Below are 17500 nucleotides of genomic sequence, written 5' to 3'. Positions count from 1 at the left end.
GTAACCGCGTGGACGGCCTTGATGCAGGTTTGGTTATCGCCCCCGACAGGGCCACGGCTAGGCCGAGCCAAAGCAAGCTGCAAAGCCTCACGCGGCGATTGGTCAGCGATGGAGGACTGCGGGAAGGTCGACTTCGACGATCAGCCCCGGACGATTGTCCCCGAACGTGACCGTCCCATTGTGTTTCTCGGCGATCGCACGGACGAGTGCCAACCCGAGGCCGCTTCCCGGTTTTGACCGGCTGGGATCGAGACGGTGGAACGGCTCGAAGACACGATCTCTGGATGCCTCGGGAATTCCGGGCCCGGTATCCGCGACAGTGAACCGGATACACCCCGGCGCGCGGCTCAATCCCACCGTGATCATGTTGCCATCGCCACCATGGGTGACCGCATTCTGCAGAAGATTTACCGCCAATTGCTGCAGCATCTGACCATCGCCCATGACCCCGTACTCCCCTTCTTCCACCTCGAAGGACAGCCCCTGTTTTTCATCCTCGGCGATCAAGGCAAAGGTCTCGACCAGTTCGGCGATCAAAGCGCGCAAATCGACTTGCCTGGTCAGGTGATCTTCTCCGGCAGCCTCAATGCGGGAAAGCTGAAGGTAGGAATCGAAGATGACACGCATGTTCTCGAGTTCGTCCTGCGTGTCGGCGAGCGCACCGGCGGGATCTTCGCCCCGCTCCACCAACTCGGTGGCTTTGCCCAGCGAGAGATAGGCGCGGCCGAGCGGCGACTTCAGATCATGTGCCGCGGCGGCGGCGGTATTGCGCGTGGTCGCGACCATTCGCGACAACCGGTCGAGATGGTGATTCATCTGCCTTGCGATCCGATCGATCTGCGTCGTGCCGCCGCTTTCCGCAATGCGCACCGCCATGTCCCCCTCGCTGGTTTTCGACAGGGCGGCCTCGATCTCCCGCAATCGCCGCAGGCTCTTGCCGCTCAGATAGTAGCCGACGGCCAGTATCGTCAGAACGACGAGGAAGCCGCTCAGGGTGAGCGCTCGAAAGACGAGAACTTGCGTGTGGAAAAGCAGGTCCAGCCGCTGACCGACAACCAGTGTGCCACCTTGCAACGGGCCGGAGAAATAGACGTAGTCACGCGTGACGTCGCCCGGCATCGCATCGACATGATCGAGCGGGCCGACTTGCAGCCCCTCGCCCCCCGGCGGGGTCACGATGTTCCCTGCGAGGAGGTCGTCAGCTGCCCCGAAGATCGCGACGGCGTGGTGCCCGCCCGACCTGACACGCGACACCTCGGTGATCGTGTCGACGACGTGGTCTTCTCCTTCGTTCGCATGGTCCGTGGCGATGATGTGCCAGCGCTGCTCCACATCGTCGCCCAGCTCCGCCACCAGGCTGCGTTCCACGTAGATCAGTGCGGCCCAGCCGAACAGCACGAGGACGATGACGAACGCGAAAGCCGAGCGCAGGACTGCCGAGAAGGCGGCACCCGAAAGGACGTCACCGCGGTCCATGCATGGAATACCCGGTATTTCGGATCGTGTGAATCAGGGGCGTGTCGAACGGCTTGTCGACCTTGGCGCGCAGCCGGCTCATATGCGTCTCGACCACGGTGGTGTTTGGTTCGAAATTGAAGTTCCAGACCCGCTCCAGCAGCAACGTCCGGGTGACGACACGCCCGCAATTTCGCATCAGGACCTCGAGGATGCTGAATTCCTTGCTGTGCAATTCGATGACGTTTCCCTGCCTCGTCGCGGTGCGGGACATCAGATCGAGCGTCAGATCGTGCACGGTCAGGACGGGCTGGACGCTGGTCTCGGTCTTGCGGCGGACGATCGCGTCGATGCGGGCGACGAGCTCCGAGAAATGGAAGGGCTTCGTAAGGTAGTCGTCGCTCCCCGCTGCCAGCCCTTCGACGCGATCGTCGACCTGTCCTAGCGCAGTCAGGAAAAGGACCGGCAGGGACTTGTTCGACGCCCTGAGCGCTTTGAGCACCGACAATCCGTCCATCCCCGGCAACATCCGATCGAGGATCGCCAGATCACAGTCGTTGTAGAGGCAATAGCTGAGCGCATCGCGACCATCGTCGAACCGATCCACGGAATGGCCATGTTCCGACAATCCGGCGACGATGTAGTCGGCCACCTTGGCATCGTCTTCCGCGAGCATGATCTTCATTTGCATCCATCTCCTTGCCGCCATCTAACGAGACCCTGCCCCTCGGTGCCAGCGAAACGGGCTTCTTTGCATCGAAGTAAGATTCGAGCGAGATCCGGGCGATGACCCGCGCCTAGTCTTCTCTCGTGCCCGACAGATCCCCTCGGGCCCGTGGGAGCTTTTCCAATGCAGACTCATCCTCGATCGCCGACGCGCCCGACCGCGAAAAGGAACGGTTTTAGGAACCTGAGAGTTGTCGGCTGTATCCTTGCCGCGTTCGGCATCCTCGCCATCTTCTTGCCTAGGGTGGCGACTTTCGAGGCCGAGTTGCTCGTGGCATGGATGCTGACCCTGTGGGGGGCCGTTGGCCTCTGGTTCTCCCGGTCGATCCGGCCCGCGCCGGAATGGCGCTATGGCTTCGCCGCCTTCGGGTTCCTGTTCCTCGTGGGGGTCGCCCTCATCCTCTTTCCGCTTGCGGGAATCGCCGCACTGACAGTGCTGATGATGCTTTCGTTCCTGATGGAGGGCATCCTCTCGATCCTCTTCGGGCTTCGCAGCAGCGCGCATGTGTCGAACTGGGGATGGCTCGTGTTCAGCGGTCTCTGTTCCTTTGCCGCGGGTGTCGTTATCCTGTTCGGATGGCCATGGACCGCAAGCTGGACATTGGGCCTGATGATGGGTCTCAACTTTCTGTCGACCGGCCTGTCGCTGGTCATGCTGGCAAAACCGGCAAGAAACATGCGCTGACATGGTGGGGATGAGCGAACTCGTTCCGGGTACGGTCCCGTCGGCCCCCTGCTGGCCCTCGTCCTGAACATTCGGCGAACCGATGGCGACCTCCCCGCCGGTCCCACCAGATTTCCCGAGCTGGCAGAACTCATTTCCGCATATTCAGGAATGACCGAACCGATTCTTTCAAGGAAGGCATGGATGGCGACCATCAAGACCCCGACATTCGTCAAGCGGGCGATCCGGCTGATCGAACACCCGGCAACAAAGATCCTGATCCCCGTCGTCATCGGTATGATCGCCGTCATCGTGCTGCACGAACTCGCCGGTCACGTGCGATGGACAGAGGTGAAGGCCGATCTCGCGTCGGCACGGCCCGAACTGCTCCTCGTGGCATTCGCCTGCACATTGTTGAGCTTTGCCGGAATCGCGGCCTACGACTTCCTCTCAACGCGGATCGTCGCACCGAACAGAATGCCTGCAGCGGTACCGATGGTCACCGGGGCCGCGGGCTACGCGATATCGAACCTCCTCGGGGTGTCGTATCTGACCGGTACGGCCGTCAGATACAGGGTCTATTCCGCCTTCGGCCTCGACTTCGTCAAGGTCACCGCGATCGTCGGGATCTCGTGGTCGGGTTTCGTATCCGCGCTTCTTCTGGCCTTCGGCGCGCTGTTGACCCTGCATCCCGCGGGATTGGGCGCGGTCGTCGATATCCCGCCCGTCGTCGAGACGTCGATCGGCGCGGTCCTTCTAGCCGGTTTCGCCGCGTATATGCTTTGGCTGGCCACCGGCAGGAGGCGCGTCAGATCGGACGAGTACGTCGTCGACCTTCCAGGACCGGCACAGGCGGCGAGCTTGACGCTTGCGGGTATCATGGATGTCGCAGGCACCGCCCTGACCCTCTACGTGCTGCTGCCACCCGACATCGCACCGAACATCGCCGTCTTCGCGACGGTCTTCCTCGCGGCAGTCGGGCTCGGCATCCTCAGCCACGCGCCCGGAGGGTTGGGCGCGTTCGAGGCGACCATCATCGCCGGGCTCGGGGCCACGGGCCGACCCGACGTTCTGGCGTCGCTGCTGCTCTATCGCCTCATCTATACCCTTTTGCCCTTCGCGATCGCGGCGATCGGGCTGGCCGTCGCGGCCGCCTTGGCCAATCGAGGAAAACTACACGCCATGTCAGGCGTCGTCTGGCGCGCGACCAAACCCGTGGTGCCGGTCCTTGCCGCGGCGCTTGCCATGCTCGCCGGCATCATCCTGCTCGTCTCGGGCAACCTGCCCGCCGAAGGCACGCGGCTCGATCTTCTGCGCGATGTCTTTCCATTGGGCGTCGTCGAAGCCTCCCATCTCGCCGGAAGCCTCGCGGGTGCCCTGCTGATCGTCGTGGCGGCGGGGCTTTACCGAAAGCTCTACCGCGCATGGCTCTTTGCCATGGCGCTCATCGCTGTCGGCTCGGTCGTCTCGCTTGCCAAGGGGCTTGACTGGATCGAGGCGCTTACCATGGCCGCGACGCTCATCGCGCTTGGATTGCTGCGCCCCGCATTCTACCGCGCCGAAAGCATTTCCCTGTTCCGCCTCGACCGGCGGTGGATCATCAGCATCGTCGTGCTGGCCGCTGCGATCTTCTGGATCGGACTGTTCGCCTATGATCACGTCGATTACCGGAACGCCCTGTGGTGGCAATTCAGCTGGAACGGCGATGCATCGCGCTTCCTTCGTGCCAGCCTGATCCTTGCCATCGTACTTGCGGCGGTCATCGTCAACTCGCTCATCAGCTACCGCCCTCCGGTTCGCGAGCTGCCCGAGATCCCCGATATCGTACGAAAACTCGTGGCGGAAAGCGAGGATACCGAGGCGAACATCGCGCTGACGGGTGACAAGCTGTTCCTCGTCTCCGACGACGAAACCGCGTTCATCACCTATGCGGATACCGGGACTTCGCTGATCGCCAAGGGGGATCCCGTGGGCGACCCGAAGGCCGGACAGGACCTGATATGGGCATTGCGCGAACGCGCCTATCGGGCAGGCAAGCGCGTGGCGTTCTACGCGGTGTCACCGGCATATCTGCCGACCTACCTCGATCTCGGGCTCTCCATCCTGAAGATCGGCGAGGTTGCACGCGTCGATCTGCAGGGCTTCACGCTCGACGGCTCAAGGCGCAAGGGCCTCCGGCAGGCGCGCGGCCGGGCCCTCCGCGACGGTTTCACCTATGGGGTCGTCCCGCGTACAGAACTGGACGCTGTCCTGCCGGAGTTGCGGCACATCTCCGACGCATGGCTCGCGCGGAAGCAGGGCGAGGAAAAGGGCTTTGCCCTCGGGGCCTTTACCGAAGAATACATTCGTAATTTCGACGTGGCCGTGCTGCGCGATCCCGAAGGGCGGATCATCGCATTCGCCAACCTCTTCCAGGGCGCGGGCCGACACGAGCTGTCGCTCGACCTCATGCGCTATCTCCCCGACGCTCCGCATTTTGCCATGGATGCGCTCTTTGCCGAAATGATGCTCAGGGGGGCGGCCGAGGGCTATCGCTGGATGTCACTGGGGGCTGCCCCGTTTGCCGGGGTCGAGAACCGCCAGCTCGCACCCATGTGGAACCGGATCGGCGGGTTCATCTACGAACATGGCGAACATTTCTATCACTTCGAAGGGTTGCGCGCCTTCAAGGAGAAGTTCGATCCCGTCTGGTCGCCGAACTATATCGCCTGCCCCGGCGGTTTGGCCGCGCCCCGCATCCTCTATGAGGTCAACGTGCTGGTCTCGGGCGGGCTGCGCGGATTGATGAAATAGGAAGGGCCTTCGATGATCGTCAATTTCCAGACCCATGCCGCGAACGAGCGGACGTTCCTCGCATGGGTGCGCACCGCCGTTGCGATCGTCGGTTTCGGACTTGCCGCCGCCCGGCTGGGCGAGCGTTCGGTGCCGCATTGGTCGACCTATCTGCTCTTTGCAGCGGGCGGTGCCGTCGTGGTCATCGCATGGCTTCGGATGCGGCACGTGCGCAGGCGGATCGACCTGAAGGAGCGGCTGCCCGACGATGACGGCCCGGCCGAAGCCTTTCTGCTCTTGCTCGTGATGGCCCTGTTCCTGCTGCTTGGGAGCTTTGTCGTCCATGTCGCGCCTTGATCCGCGGCTCGGGCAGATAGCTTCTACCGGCATGCGGAGGGTGCCGTTCACGCTGGCATTCCTCGCTGTGATGCTGGCGGCCAATGCCGTTGCCGGGACCTTTTCGGGTCATATCGATGGGACTGTGCTCACGGCCAGGGGGATCGGCGTCGATGCGATCCGCGACGGTGACGTCTCCCGATTCGTAACGGCCATATTCCTGTCGCACGATCCGGCCATGCTGCTGCGCCAACTTCTCTTCGCGGCAAGCGCGATCGGCATCACGGAATGGCTCTGGGGCAGTCCGCGTGCTGCCGGGCTGTTCTTCGGGATCGACCTCACGGCAACCCTGGTCCTGCTGGCGGCGGTCGCGCTGATCCCCGGCCTCGCTGCATTGTCGAAGATCACGGATGTCGGCATGTCCATGGGCGGTTTCGGCCTGATCGGAGTCCTGATCGCCGCGCACGGCAAGCGCGCTTACGAACTGATCGCGATCCTCGGAATGGTGGCGGGGAAATACGCTCTGGCACCGGAACGGCTCGCCGATGCGGGTCATGTCATCGCCCTGATCATCGGCTTTTCCATCGGATTGTCCGTTGTCCGTCCGGCGACCAGCGATCCGCTACCGGATCATCACCCAGAGCAATCCGTTCGCCTGGACGATTAGCACCTGACCGCAATCCGGATCGAGGCCCCGGCCTGCACAATTGCAGTGCAGAGCCCCGTTCGGATCATGGCATCCGGCTAGGCCGCAGGTCGCGTCGTCAATGCGTGATCGCCGGGGCGGCCTGCGCTTTCGGGCGCTGCAGTATCAGCACTACGGGCAACATCAGGAATGCCGCGGCCCCCGTCAGGAGAAAGGCATCCTGGAACGCCAGCAAGCTGGCCTGCTGCTGGATCTGCGCGGCGATCCGTGCGGCCCCCTCGGCCGAGCCGGGATCGAGGTTCAGCGGCGCGAGCCAGTCCCTCGCGGCTGCGTCGAAAGGCGTGATGCCGGATGCCAGCGTTGCATAATGGAACTGCATCCGGCTCGCGACCTGCCAGCCGACCAGTGCAATGCCGACCGACGAGCCCAGCGACCGCGTCACGCCATAGATGCCCGAGGCTTCGTCCTGACGGTCCGAACCGATATTCTGGAACGCAAGGGTCGACATCGGAACGAAGAACAGCCCCATTCCGAGGCCCGAGACGACGCCAGGCCATGCGAGGTTCCAGAAACCCGCATCGAGGTTCAGAAGACCCAGCATCATGTTGCCCGTCCCCGTCAGGACCAGTCCCAGCACCAGAAGCTTGCGCGGATCGAACCGCGTGACCAGCACCGATCCGGTCAGCACCATCGAAAAGCCCGCCGCGATCCCGCGCGGGATGAACAGGAACCCCGCATCGAGCACCGGATAGCCCAGAAGACCCTGCACGAAGAGCGGCAGGATCGCGATCGAACCGAACATCGCCACGCCGAAGCCCATGATCGCGACGTTCGCACCGGCAAAGCTGCGATCGCGGAACAGCGAGAAATCGATGATGTTGTCGGCCTTTCCCCGGCCCCGCACCACGAACGCGACGCCGCAGCCGATCATCGCGATCGCGGCGATCTGGATCAGCTTCGAGGCGAACCAGTCGCGGCTTTGACCGAGGTCCAGCATCAGCTGCAGCGACGCGATGGCCCCCACCATGAGCGCGAGACCGACCCAGTCGACCCTGATCGCATGGGTGTCCTCGGATTTCAGCTCTCCCGACATCATGGTCAGGGCAAAGGCTGCGATGGGCAGGTTGACGTAGAAGACCGCCCGCCACGAGAAGTACTCGGTCAGGAGAGCCCCCAGCGTGGGCCCCAGCACGGGGGCCACCACGACGCCTAGTCCGAAGAACGCCATGGCCTGCCCGCGTTTTTCCTTGGGAAAGCTGTCGAAGAGGATCGATTGCGACAGCGGGATCAGGAAGGCACCGAAGATACCTTGCCCGAGGCGGCAGGCGACCATGATCTCGACGCTCCACGACAGACCGCAGAGCGCCGAGAAGGTGGCAAAGCCGACGATGGCTGAGATGATCAGTCGCCGCCGCCCCACCCGCCGGACGAAGAACCCGGTGAGCGGCATGACCACGACCGAGGCCACGATATAGCTGGTGAGGATCCAGACCGTCTGGTCGTTGGTGATGCCGAAGGCCGCCTGGATCTGCGGCAGCGCCACGTTGACGATGGTGCTGTCGAGCACTTCGAGCACCGCCGTCAGCACGACGGCCAGCACGATCGTCCAGCGAACCGCTTTGCCTGCCCCGCCGCGCGGCGCAGGTGCCGCCTCGTCCGACGCCTCGGCGGAGCTCATCGCCCGTCGTCCAGTTCCGACGTATCGACGGTGACGCTCGTGCTTGCGCCGACGCGCAACTGCATCGCCGGATCGTCGGGGCGGGTGTCGAGACCGATGCGGACCGGAAAGCGCTGCGTGACCTTGACCCAGTTTCCGCTCGCGTTCTGCGGCGGCAACAGCGAGAAGACCGCCCCCGACCCAGCACCGAGGCTCTCGACCATGCCATCGAGCGTCAGGCCCGGATACATGTCGATTTCGATCGTCACCGGCTGACCGGGGCGCAGACGCGCGAGATCGGTTTCCTTGAAGTTCGCGTCGATCCACCAGTCCCCGTCCTCGACCAGCGAGAAGAGCGGCATGTTCGGAGCCACCAGCGCGCCGGGCCTGAGATCGAGATTGGCGATCCAGCCCGAGACGGGGGCCGTCACCCGCGCCCGCTCCAGGTTGATCCGCGCGAGGGTCAGTTGCGCCTCCGCCGCACGCACGGCGGGGTTGTCGTCTCCGGCCTCGCCCGTCCGCTCGCGCGCCGATGTCAGCGCGGATTGCGCACTGTCCAGTGCGGCCCTTGCCTGATCGCGGGTCGAGGTGGCCTGATCCAGCGCAGCCTGTGCCACGTCGCCCAGTTCGAACAACCTTGACGTCCTGTCATAGGCATCCTGCGCATCGGTCAGCGCGGCCCTCGCGCTGTCGACCTGCGCCGAGACCGAAGACAGCTCGGTGATCGCCGAGCTGTTCTGCATCCGTGCATCGTCATAGGTGGCCTGCGCGGATTCGACCGCCGCCTCCAGATCGTCGGTCTCGATCTGGAACAGCAGATCCCCCGCTTCGACATGCTGGTTCTCGGAGACCTCGACCGTCTCGATCGCGCCGCCGACCTGTGGGGCGACGGTCAGCACGTTCGCCTGAAGATAGGCGTCATCCGTGGACGGATGAACTCGTTCGTGCTGCCACCACAGCCACAATCCGCCACCCACGGCGACAAGAGCGAGAACGAGAATGATCGGTTTGAGGTGTTTCATGCTTGGCCTGATGGAACGGGTGCGGGTCCCTTTCTAGGACTCGCGCCCGGTTGGGTCGAGCGCTCAGGCGCCGAAGAGATGGGGGAAGAGCCCTGCCAACCCGAAGAGGATCAGATACGCGGCGATCAGGTAGTTGAGGAGCCTCGGGAACACCAGGATCAGGATGCCCGCGATCAGAGCCAGAAGCGGCTGTACGACAAGCACGGACGTCATGCCTGCTCCGGTGCGGATGCGCCGACCTCCGTCCCATGGGACACCGCGAAGACCCGCATCGGGCGATGCAAGTCATCGGTGCCGAGCCCGCAACCGGTCGGCGCACCCGGCAATGCCGCGGTACCGGCCAGATCGATCGGGCATTCGCGTGGCATGGCCACAAGGTCGGCGCGGGCCGTCTTGGCGTGTTCGGGTGTATCGTCCTCGATGACGGTCAGTTCGGACATGACGGTCTCCTTTTCAGTCCGTGATTGCTTTCTAGTCGGACGCGGTATGCGCGGTATCGAAGCTGTCGACCCACTGTCTCACGGAGCGTTCGAGATTGCTCACGTGGTGCCCGTGCGCTTCGGCATCGGCGACCTCGTCGCTCACACGCGCCTGCAATCTCCTGTAGCGCTCCTTCAGCTCTCTCGCGGTCAGGTGCGCCTCGTCATGAGGTGGATTGTCCCGCTCGTGCAGCCTTTCCTCGGCGGCTTCGATCTTCCGCCGGAGCAGCTCGAGACGGTCGTGAAGGTCCTCGTTTTCCATGGCGTGTCTCCTTTTCCGCCCAGGGTCAGTTCATGTACCAGCCGTGACTGACCACCAGCGACTGGCCGGTCAGCGCATTCGTCGGGAAGGCCGCGAAGACATGCGCGACCTCGGCCACGTCCTCGATCGTGGTGAATTCCTGATCGACCGTCTCGCCCAGCATGATCCTGTTGACGACCTCCTCCTCGGAGATGCCAAGATCGCGTGCCTGTTCCGGAATCTGCTTCTCGACCAGCGGCGTCTTCACGAAACCCGGGCAGATGACATTGGCGCGGATCCCATGCTTCGCGCCTTCCTTTGAAATGACGCGGGCGAGCCCCAGCAGACCGTGCTTCGCGGTCACGTAGGCGGATTTCAAAGCACTGGCTTCCTTGGAATGGACGGAGCCCATGAAGATGATCGCGCCCCCGCCGGTCTTCTGCATGTGCGGTATCACCGCCTTCGAGGTCAGGAACGCGCCGTCAAGGTGGATCGACAGCAGTTTCTTCCATTCGTCGAACGGGAAATCCTCGATCGGATGGACGATCTGCACCCCGGCATTGGAGACCAGGACATCGATCCTGCCCCAGGCATCGACGACCTTCGCGATGCCGGCATTGACCTGATCCTCGTCGGTGACGTTCATCTCCACGGCCATGGCTTCGCCGGGCCCCTGGGCGGTCAGCTCGTCCGCGGCCCTTTGCGCCGCGTCGAGTTTCAGATCGGCGATCACGACCCTCGCCCCGTCGGCGACATATCGTTTGGCGATCCCGTGGCCGATGCCGCTGGCGGCACCCGTGATGATGCAGACCTTTTCCTTGAGGGTCATCATTTCGTGGCTTCCTTCTTTGGCGCGGTGTGGAGGGACCACATCCCGCGCAGATTGAAATCGGTGAAGAGATGCTGGAGGACGGCCATGCTCGCGTGGCCGATCAGGTACGCCCAGGCGAGGTTCGCGAGCGTCCGGTGAACGAACATCGTGGCACCCACCAGCCCGCCGGCATCGGGATTACCGTTCCCGATGAAGTAATAGAGCGTGCCGGACGTCGCCATCGCGGTGATGAGCAGGATGCCCAGCCCATGCACCGCGCTGGCCAGCGGGCTCGCATCGTCATGTGGGGGCAGTCGCAGACGGCGAAGCGCGCCTGCGTACCGCACGATGTCGGACCAGAGTGCCGACAATCGCTCGCCCGAGACCCATGGAAACAGCAGGCCCGCGGGCGTCCCGCGTCGGCGGGCCGTCAGCACGATCCAGAACAGCACGATCAGGGCAAAGGCGCTCAGGCCGCCATATTCGTGGATCTCGAACCAGAAGTTTCCCGCGTGACCGTCCTCGGCCGGTTGCAGCACGAGGCTGGTGAGAAGCTGTGTGACGACGGCCAGCGCGAGTCCGGCATGGACCAGCCGTGTCGGCAGATTGTGGCGCGAGGTCGCGGCGATCGGGGTCTGATGCTCTTCGGTCTGCATGACCGTCATCCTTCCTGTCGTAGATAGTCGTGGACGACGTCGCCGAGGCCGAGCGTCAGATCCGTGAGCAGATGGACGGCCGATACGACCTCGCGAACGGGCAGTTCCGCGACCGTTGCCAGCGCGTGCTGGTGCAGTTCGAGGCCCGCCGGACCCTCCCAGGCCCCCTTCAACGTCACGTCCTCGGTATAGTAGCGGACGAGCTCGCAGATCCGCGGCGTGCAATCGACGTGCGGGATGACCTTGAGCATGAAGTTCGGCGCGTCGAAGCCCTTGAGCACGGTGTCGTGGTCGAGGGTGCGATGCTTGTAGCCCATGGTCCCGGTCGCCACCCGCACGGACCCCACATCCAGCGTCCCTACCAGAGTGTCCTTCTCCACCCGAAGCGACGGATCGGCGAGCTTTTTCGGAAAGCCCCAGATCTCGCGTCCGCCGGCGATCGGCGCATCGTCGTTCAGGAACATCGAATGCACATAGCCACCCGCGACACCGTCCAGCGTGACCGGGATCACCTGGCCGCTTTCGGTGTAATCGCCGAAGCCTGTCGAATCGGGCATGCGGATGAACTCGTACTTCACCAGCGGCTCGGGGATCTCGAGCGGCTCCGGCACGACCCTCCGCAGGGCCTCCATGTCGGTGCGGTAGGTGATCGTCAGGAATTCGCGGTTGACGAACCGGTATGGTCCCTTGGGATAGGACGGGCTGGTCACAGGCATCGCGAAGGCCTGCGAGACGAGGTCGGACGTGTTCATTGGGCAATCTCCCTATTGTTCGCGTGTTCCGAGATCGAAAATCTGCAAGCCGTCCGCCCCGGGGACACGCGACTTCCACGTCTTGGAGGACAGCGTTCGCTCGACGTCCTCGAGGCCCGAGTGCCAGTGGTCGGACATCGACTGCCGCGAGAACTCGTAATCCTTGGCGTTGCCTTCGAAGCCTTCCTTGCGATGGATCAGATGGACCAGCGTGACCGGGCAGGACGGGCCGGCTCCGCGCAGCAGCGCCAGATCGGGATCGTCCTTGAGGGCGTCGGGCAATCTTTCGGCCAGCCGCTCGGCCGCGGCGCTGAGCGCGTGCAGCTGGCGGTAGCGGTCGGTGGTCAGCCGGGTCCGGCTGGAATAGCGGATGTCCTTCTCGCGCTGCTGCACGTCGATCACATCGACCGGAAGCCCGCCCCGCGCATTGAAGAGATCGACCTGGAGGACGCAGATCGGCTGATCGCCCTCGGCCTCTTCCATGACGTATTGCAGCGGCGTGTTCGACACGAGGCCGCCATCCCAGTACCGGCGACCGTCGATCTCGACAGGGGGAAAACCCGGGGGCAACGCTCCGCTGGCCATGATGTGGCGCGCGTCGATCCGCGTCGTCCGACTGTCGAAATAGACGAAGTTCCCGGTCTCCACGTCGGTCGCACCGACGCAGAGCCGCGGACCACTGTCGTTGAGAAGGTCGAAATCGACCAGTTCGTTCAGCGTCGCCGCAAGCGGCGTGGTGTCGTAGAAGCCGAGCGCCCGCTCGGGGCCGAAAGGCCAGAACGCGATGGGCAGCCGCGGCCGGAAAAAGCCCGGAGCACCGGCCATGGTAACCTCCGTCGCGGCCAGTTCCGAAAACGCCCGGCGACCGGCGACCGTCCAGACGGGCGAAGAGACCGGCAGGTTGGACGTGATCCTGTTCCAGAATGCCTTGAGTGCGGCGACACGGTCTTCCTTGCGGTTGCCGCAGATCAGCGCGGCATTGATGGCACCGATCGAGATTCCGGCGATCCAGTCGAAGGAATACCCCGCCCTTTCAAGGGCCGAGTACGTGCCGGCCTGATAGGCACCGAGTGCTCCGCCGCCCTGCAGGACCAGTGCATTCAGTTCGGCTGAGGCCATGGCGGTCGTTCCTTCAAAGCTGCATTCCGTGTCGATGCAGGACATCTAGGACCGCACTCCTGCACCAGACTTTCGGCAACCTTACATATTTGTCAGCTTCCCAACGCCGCGCGCTCCTCGCTTCCCCTGGGCGCACACGACCCCGGCGGATAGGAGCGGCTGCAGCCTCCTGTCGCGCCACGGGCCAGCTACGACCCGATTGAGACCCCGGCACTATCGCGTCGCCGGACCGGAGACACGGTGCGAGCGATGCGCGACCAGCCGTCGCTTGCTGCACAGCGCGCCTTTGCCTAGAAGATCGACATTCCTTTCCCGAGACGAGGCACATCTTGGCCGCCCGAAGCACCGAAGACCGCGCACGATCCCGCAAGATCGGTGCCCTGGGCGCGCTCTGGCCCTTTCTCAGACCCTATCGCGGCCTCCTCAGCGTCGCGATCATGGCGCTCGTCCTCACGGCCTGCGTGTCGCTTCTGCTGCCGATCGCCGCGCGCCGCGTCGTCGACGGGTTCGAGACCTCGGCCGAACGGCTGCTCGACGAATATTTTCTCGCCGCTTTCCTGCTCGCCGCGCTGATGGCCGTCGGTACGGGGCTCAGATACTATTTCGTGACCCGCCTGGGCGAGCGTGTCGTGGCCGACCTGCGCAAGGCGGTCTTCGACCGGGTCATCGGCATGTCGCCCGCCTTCTACGAACGGATCATGACGGGCGAGGTCCTCAGCCGCATCACCACCGACACGACGCTGATCCTGTCGGTCATCGGCTCCTCCGTCTCGATCGCGCTCCGGAACCTGCTGATCCTCCTGGGCGGCCTGGCGCTCCTTTTCTTCACGTCGTTCAAGCTTTCGCTCCTCGTGCTGATGATCGTGCCGCTGGTGATCGTGCCGATCATCACGCTCGGCCGGCGTCTGCGCCGTCTCGGCCGCGAGAACCAGGACTGGATCGCCCGCTCCTCCGGCGAGGCGTCCGAGGCGCTGAGTTCGGTGCAGACCGTGCAGGCCTTCACTCACGAGGGCGTTTCCCGCGCCCGCTTCGCCGATGTTACCGAGGAATCCTTCCGATCGGCGCGGACGCGGATCGCGGTGCGTGCCGTGATGACGGTGCTCGTCATCCTGCTGGTCTTCTCGGGCATCGTGGGCGTTCTCTGGGTCGGCGCGCGCGACGTTCGTGCCGAAGCGATGAGCGTGGGCGAACTCGTCCAGTTCGTGATCTACGCGGTGATGGTCGCGGGCAGCGTCGCCGCGCTGAGCGAGATCTGGGGCGAGCTGCAACGCGCCGCCGGTGCGACGGAACGCCTGGTCGAGCTTCTGACCGCGACTGACACCGTCGTCGATCCGGCCGCGCCCGCCGCCCTGCCCGCCCCGGCCGGGTCCATCGGGTTCCAGAACGTCCGCTTCGCCTACCCCGCGCGGCCCACCGCGAGCGCGCTCGACGACGTGTCCTTCGACGTGGCACCGGGAGAAACCGTGGCGCTGGTCGGCCCGTCCGGCGCAGGCAAGACAACGATCATCCAACTCCTGCTGAGGTTCTACGATCCGCAGAGCGGCCGCATCACGCTCGACGGGATGCCGCTTTCAGAGATGTCGCGACGCGATTTCCGCCGCCGCATCGCACTGGTCCCTCAGGACCCCGTGATCTTCGCGAGCTCGGCGCGCGAGAACATCCGCTTCGGCCGGCCCGACGCCACCGATGCCGAGGTCGAGGCCGCCGCCCGCGCCGCCGCCGCGCACGATTTCCTCACCGCCCTGCCTGACGGTTACAACACCTATGTGGGCGAGCGAGGCGTGATGCTGTCGGGCGGGCAGAAGCAGCGCATCGCCATCGCGCGTGCCATCCTGCGCGACGCGCCGATCCTGCTTCTCGACGAAGCGACGAGCGCGCTCGACGCGGAATCAGAATATCTCGTCCAGCGGGCCGTCGACAGGTTGTCGACCGGACGGACCACGCTCGTCGTCGCGCATCGCCTGGCCACCGTGAAGAAGGCCGATCGCATCCTCGTCTTCGAACGCGGCCGCATCGTGGCATCGGGCCGCCACGACGAGCTGGTGGCCGATGGCGGCCTCTATGCCCGTCTCGCCCGACTGCAATTCACCGCCGATCTCGCCGCGGAATAGCATCGATGGCCATGCCCGTGCCGTGGCCGCCGTCGCGATGCGCTTGCATGACGAAACGTTTCTGATTTCACTGACGTACGCGGCATTTCGCAAGAATGCCGGTTAAGGGGGAGAAGACCATCATGGCCTTTGCGACCATCGAGGATCGCCGCGCGATCGAGGCCGAAGGCCCCTGGGCGGAACGCGACCTGCCGCGAACCGTCTGGCAGATGCTGAACCGCACGGCCGATGCGCACGGCCCCCGCCCCGCGATCACGTTCCAGCTCACCTCGGGCCCAGACGACAAGAGCGAGACGCTCAGCTGGAACGACCTTCGCGCCCGTACCGCTCAGATGGCGAACCTGCTGCGCGAACTCGGCGTCGCAGAAGACGAGAAGGTCGCGTATCTGCTGCCGAACTGCAACGAAGCGGTCGTGACCTATCTCGGCGGAATGGTCGCGGGCATCGTGGCGCCGATCAACCCCATGCTCGAGCCGGCGCAGATCACGTCGCTGCTGAACCAGACGGGTGCGCGCGTTCTGGTGACGTTGCGCAGCTTCCCCCGGTCCGACCTCGCGCAGAAGGCCGCGGCCGCCGTCGCCGAGGCACCGAATGTCCGCCACGTGATCGAGATCGACCTTCGCCATTACCTGAGCGGCGTGAAGAAGCTGGTCATCCCGTTCCTGCGACCGAAGCTCGACAGACGGCACGACGCGAAGGTCCATGCCTTCGACGCCGCCCTCGATCGCCAGAACGAGACGCTCGACTTCGAGGATCGCGCGGTCGACCGGATCTGCACGAATTTCCATACCGGCGGCACGACGGGAATGCCCAAGCTCGCGCAGCACAAGCATTCCGGCATCATCTACAACGGGTGGATCGGCCAGAGGCTCCTCTTCGACGAGACGGACACGATGATCTGTCCGCTGCCGATGTTCCACGTCTTCGCGGCCATCGTCGTGATGGGATCGTCGCTCGCCTCGGGCGCGCATGTCGTCTTTCCGACGCCTGCGGGCTATCGCGGCGACGGGGTCATCAAGAACTTCTGGAAGCTCTGCGAGCGTCACGGCATCACCTTCATGATCACGGTGCCGACCGCCATGTCGGCGCTCATGCAGCAGAAGGTCGATGCCGACATCTCGAAGCTCAAGATCGCCTTCTGCGGCTCCGCGCCATTGCCGGTCGAACTCTACCGTCGGTTCGAGACCGCAGCCAATGTCACGATCTGCGAGGGGTACGGTCTGACCGAGGCCACCTGCCTCGTCTCCTGCAACCCTCCTGAGGGCCGCAAGAAGATCGGCTCCATCGGCCTGGCCTTCCCCCATACCGACGTCAAGATCTTCCGCAACGGCCCGGACGGCCCCGAGCCCTGCCCGGTCGACAGTATCGGCGAAATCTGCGTCGACAATCCGGGCGTCCATCACGGCAGCACATATGCCGACCCGAATGCCAATCGTGATCTCTTCTACGGCAAGCATCTCCGGACGGGCGATCTCGGCCGCATCGACGAGGATGGCTATCTCTGGATCACCGGCCGCGCCAAGGATCTCATCATCCGGGGTGGCCACAACATTGATCCCGCCGAGATCGAGGAGGCGCTCGCCGGCCACGAGGCCGTCGCCATGGTGGGCGCGATCGGCCAGCCCGATGCCCATTCCGGAGAGCTGCCCTGCGCCTATGTCGAGCTTTGCAGCGGTGCCACCGCCAGCGTCGACGAACTGATGGCCCATTCCCGCGAGCATATCCACGAGCGCGCCGCCTGGCCCAAATATATCGAGATCCTCGACGAACTGCCGAAAACCGCCGTCGGCAAGGTCTTCAAACCGGATCTGCGCCGCCGCGCCATCGCCCGCGTCTACGACCGCGCCTTCTCCGAGGCCGGGCTTTCCGCTCGCGTGGCAGGCGTCGTCGAGGACAAGAAGCACGGTCTCGCCGCGCGGATCGCGACCGACGATCCGTCGGACCGTGACGAGGTCACCCGCATAATGGATCTCTATCCGGGTGCATGGGACTGGGCCGACGGCTAGCCTGCCCGCGACAAGGTGCCCGGGGAACCCCTTCCCCGCCTCTGCCT

General features: G+C 64.5%; 17 protein-coding genes. 6 read left to right on the top strand and 11 right to left on the bottom strand.

Features of this window, described 5'->3' with window-relative positions; genetic code table 11:
- Positions 1-102: 102 nt before the first annotated feature.
- Together RVY76_RS02500 and RVY76_RS02495 are read right to left on the bottom strand one after the other, a co-directional pair.
- A complete protein-coding gene (locus tag RVY76_RS02500) occupies positions 103-1398 on the bottom strand; it encodes a HAMP domain-containing sensor histidine kinase (protein ID WP_317375613.1) in 1296 nt (431 codons plus the stop codon).
- A 64-nt stretch (positions 1399-1462) separates the two neighbouring features.
- The gene (locus RVY76_RS02495) at positions 1463-2140 is read right to left on the bottom strand and encodes a response regulator transcription factor (RefSeq protein WP_317376698.1); all 678 of its coding nucleotides are present in this window, start codon (positions 2138-2140) and stop codon (positions 1463-1465) included.
- A gap of 165 nt (positions 2141-2305) precedes the next feature.
- Here RVY76_RS02495 and RVY76_RS02490 point away from each other — a divergent pair, with 165 nt between their 5' ends.
- From RVY76_RS02490 to RVY76_RS02475, 4 genes are all read left to right on the top strand, one after another.
- Entirely contained in the window at positions 2306-2866 is a 561-nt protein-coding gene (locus tag RVY76_RS02490) for an HdeD family acid-resistance protein (protein ID WP_317375611.1), read from the top strand.
- Between the two features lie 183 nt (positions 2867-3049).
- The gene (gene mprF, locus RVY76_RS02485) at positions 3050-5638 is read left to right on the top strand and encodes a bifunctional lysylphosphatidylglycerol flippase/synthetase MprF (protein ID WP_317375610.1); all 2589 of its coding nucleotides are present in this window, start codon (positions 3050-3052) and stop codon (positions 5636-5638) included.
- A gap of 12 nt (positions 5639-5650) precedes the next feature.
- Positions 5651-5974 carry a DUF202 domain-containing protein gene (locus RVY76_RS02480; protein WP_317375609.1) on the top strand — a complete coding sequence of 108 codons (324 nt, stop codon included), beginning with the start codon at positions 5651-5653 and terminating at the stop codon, positions 5972-5974.
- A complete protein-coding gene (locus tag RVY76_RS02475; RefSeq protein ID WP_317375608.1) occupies positions 5961-6620 on the top strand; it encodes a hypothetical protein in 660 nt (219 codons plus the stop codon). The genes RVY76_RS02480 and RVY76_RS02475 overlap by 14 nt, the downstream gene beginning before the upstream one ends.
- 97 nt (positions 6621-6717) lie before the next feature.
- On the opposite strand, the gene RVY76_RS02470 is transcribed toward RVY76_RS02475, so the two are convergent.
- The 9 genes from RVY76_RS02470 to RVY76_RS02430 all read right to left on the bottom strand — a co-directional run bounded on the left by RVY76_RS02470 (position 6718) and on the right by RVY76_RS02430 (position 13336).
- Complete coding sequence (locus tag RVY76_RS02470; protein ID WP_317375606.1) at positions 6718-8277, bottom strand: DHA2 family efflux MFS transporter permease subunit; 1560 nt, start codon at positions 8275-8277, stop codon at positions 6718-6720.
- Entirely contained in the window at positions 8274-9278 is a 1005-nt protein-coding gene (locus tag RVY76_RS02465) for an HlyD family secretion protein (protein WP_317375605.1), read from the bottom strand. The genes RVY76_RS02470 and RVY76_RS02465 overlap by 4 nt, the downstream gene beginning before the upstream one ends.
- A 63-nt stretch (positions 9279-9341) precedes the next feature.
- Positions 9342-9491, bottom strand: a complete 150-nt coding sequence (locus RVY76_RS02460; protein ID WP_317375604.1) for a DUF3096 domain-containing protein — start codon at positions 9489-9491, stop codon at positions 9342-9344.
- On the bottom strand, positions 9488-9718 hold the full coding sequence (locus tag RVY76_RS02455; RefSeq protein WP_317375602.1) for a hypothetical protein: 231 nt from the start codon (positions 9716-9718) through the stop codon (positions 9488-9490). The genes RVY76_RS02460 and RVY76_RS02455 overlap by 4 nt, the downstream gene beginning before the upstream one ends.
- 31 nt (positions 9719-9749) lie before the next feature.
- Positions 9750-10019, bottom strand: a complete 270-nt coding sequence (locus tag RVY76_RS02450) for a 3-ketoacyl-ACP reductase (protein ID WP_317375601.1) — start codon at positions 10017-10019, stop codon at positions 9750-9752.
- A gap of 25 nt (positions 10020-10044) precedes the next feature.
- Complete coding sequence (locus RVY76_RS02445; protein ID WP_317375600.1) at positions 10045-10830, bottom strand: 3-hydroxybutyrate dehydrogenase; 786 nt, start codon at positions 10828-10830, stop codon at positions 10045-10047.
- The gene (locus RVY76_RS02440; protein WP_317375599.1) at positions 10827-11465 is read right to left on the bottom strand and encodes a cytochrome b/b6 domain-containing protein; all 639 of its coding nucleotides are present in this window, start codon (positions 11463-11465) and stop codon (positions 10827-10829) included. Before RVY76_RS02440 ends, RVY76_RS02445 begins: the two co-directional genes overlap by 4 nt.
- 5 nt (positions 11466-11470) lie before the next feature.
- Positions 11471-12217 carry an acetoacetate decarboxylase gene (locus tag RVY76_RS02435; RefSeq protein WP_317375597.1) on the bottom strand — a complete coding sequence of 249 codons (747 nt, stop codon included), beginning with the start codon at positions 12215-12217 and terminating at the stop codon, positions 11471-11473.
- 12 nt (positions 12218-12229) lie between these two features.
- Positions 12230-13336, bottom strand: coding sequence for a patatin-like phospholipase family protein (locus RVY76_RS02430; RefSeq protein ID WP_317375595.1), 1107 nt, complete (start codon positions 13334-13336; stop codon positions 12230-12232).
- A 329-nt stretch (positions 13337-13665) separates the two neighbouring features.
- Here RVY76_RS02430 and RVY76_RS02425 point away from each other — a divergent pair, with 329 nt between their 5' ends.
- On the top strand, positions 13666-15447 hold the full coding sequence (locus RVY76_RS02425) for an ABC transporter transmembrane domain-containing protein (RefSeq protein WP_317375594.1): 1782 nt from the start codon (positions 13666-13668) through the stop codon (positions 15445-15447).
- Between the two features lie 122 nt (positions 15448-15569).
- The gene (locus RVY76_RS02420) at positions 15570-17453 is read left to right on the top strand and encodes an acyl-CoA synthetase (protein ID WP_317375592.1); all 1884 of its coding nucleotides are present in this window, start codon (positions 15570-15572) and stop codon (positions 17451-17453) included.
- Positions 17454-17500 lie beyond the last annotated feature (47 nt).

The organism is Palleronia sp. LCG004 (genome assembly GCF_032931615.1).
GTDB lineage: Bacteria > Pseudomonadota > Alphaproteobacteria > Rhodobacterales > Rhodobacteraceae > Palleronia.
This window is presented reverse-complemented; position numbering and strand designations above follow the sequence as displayed.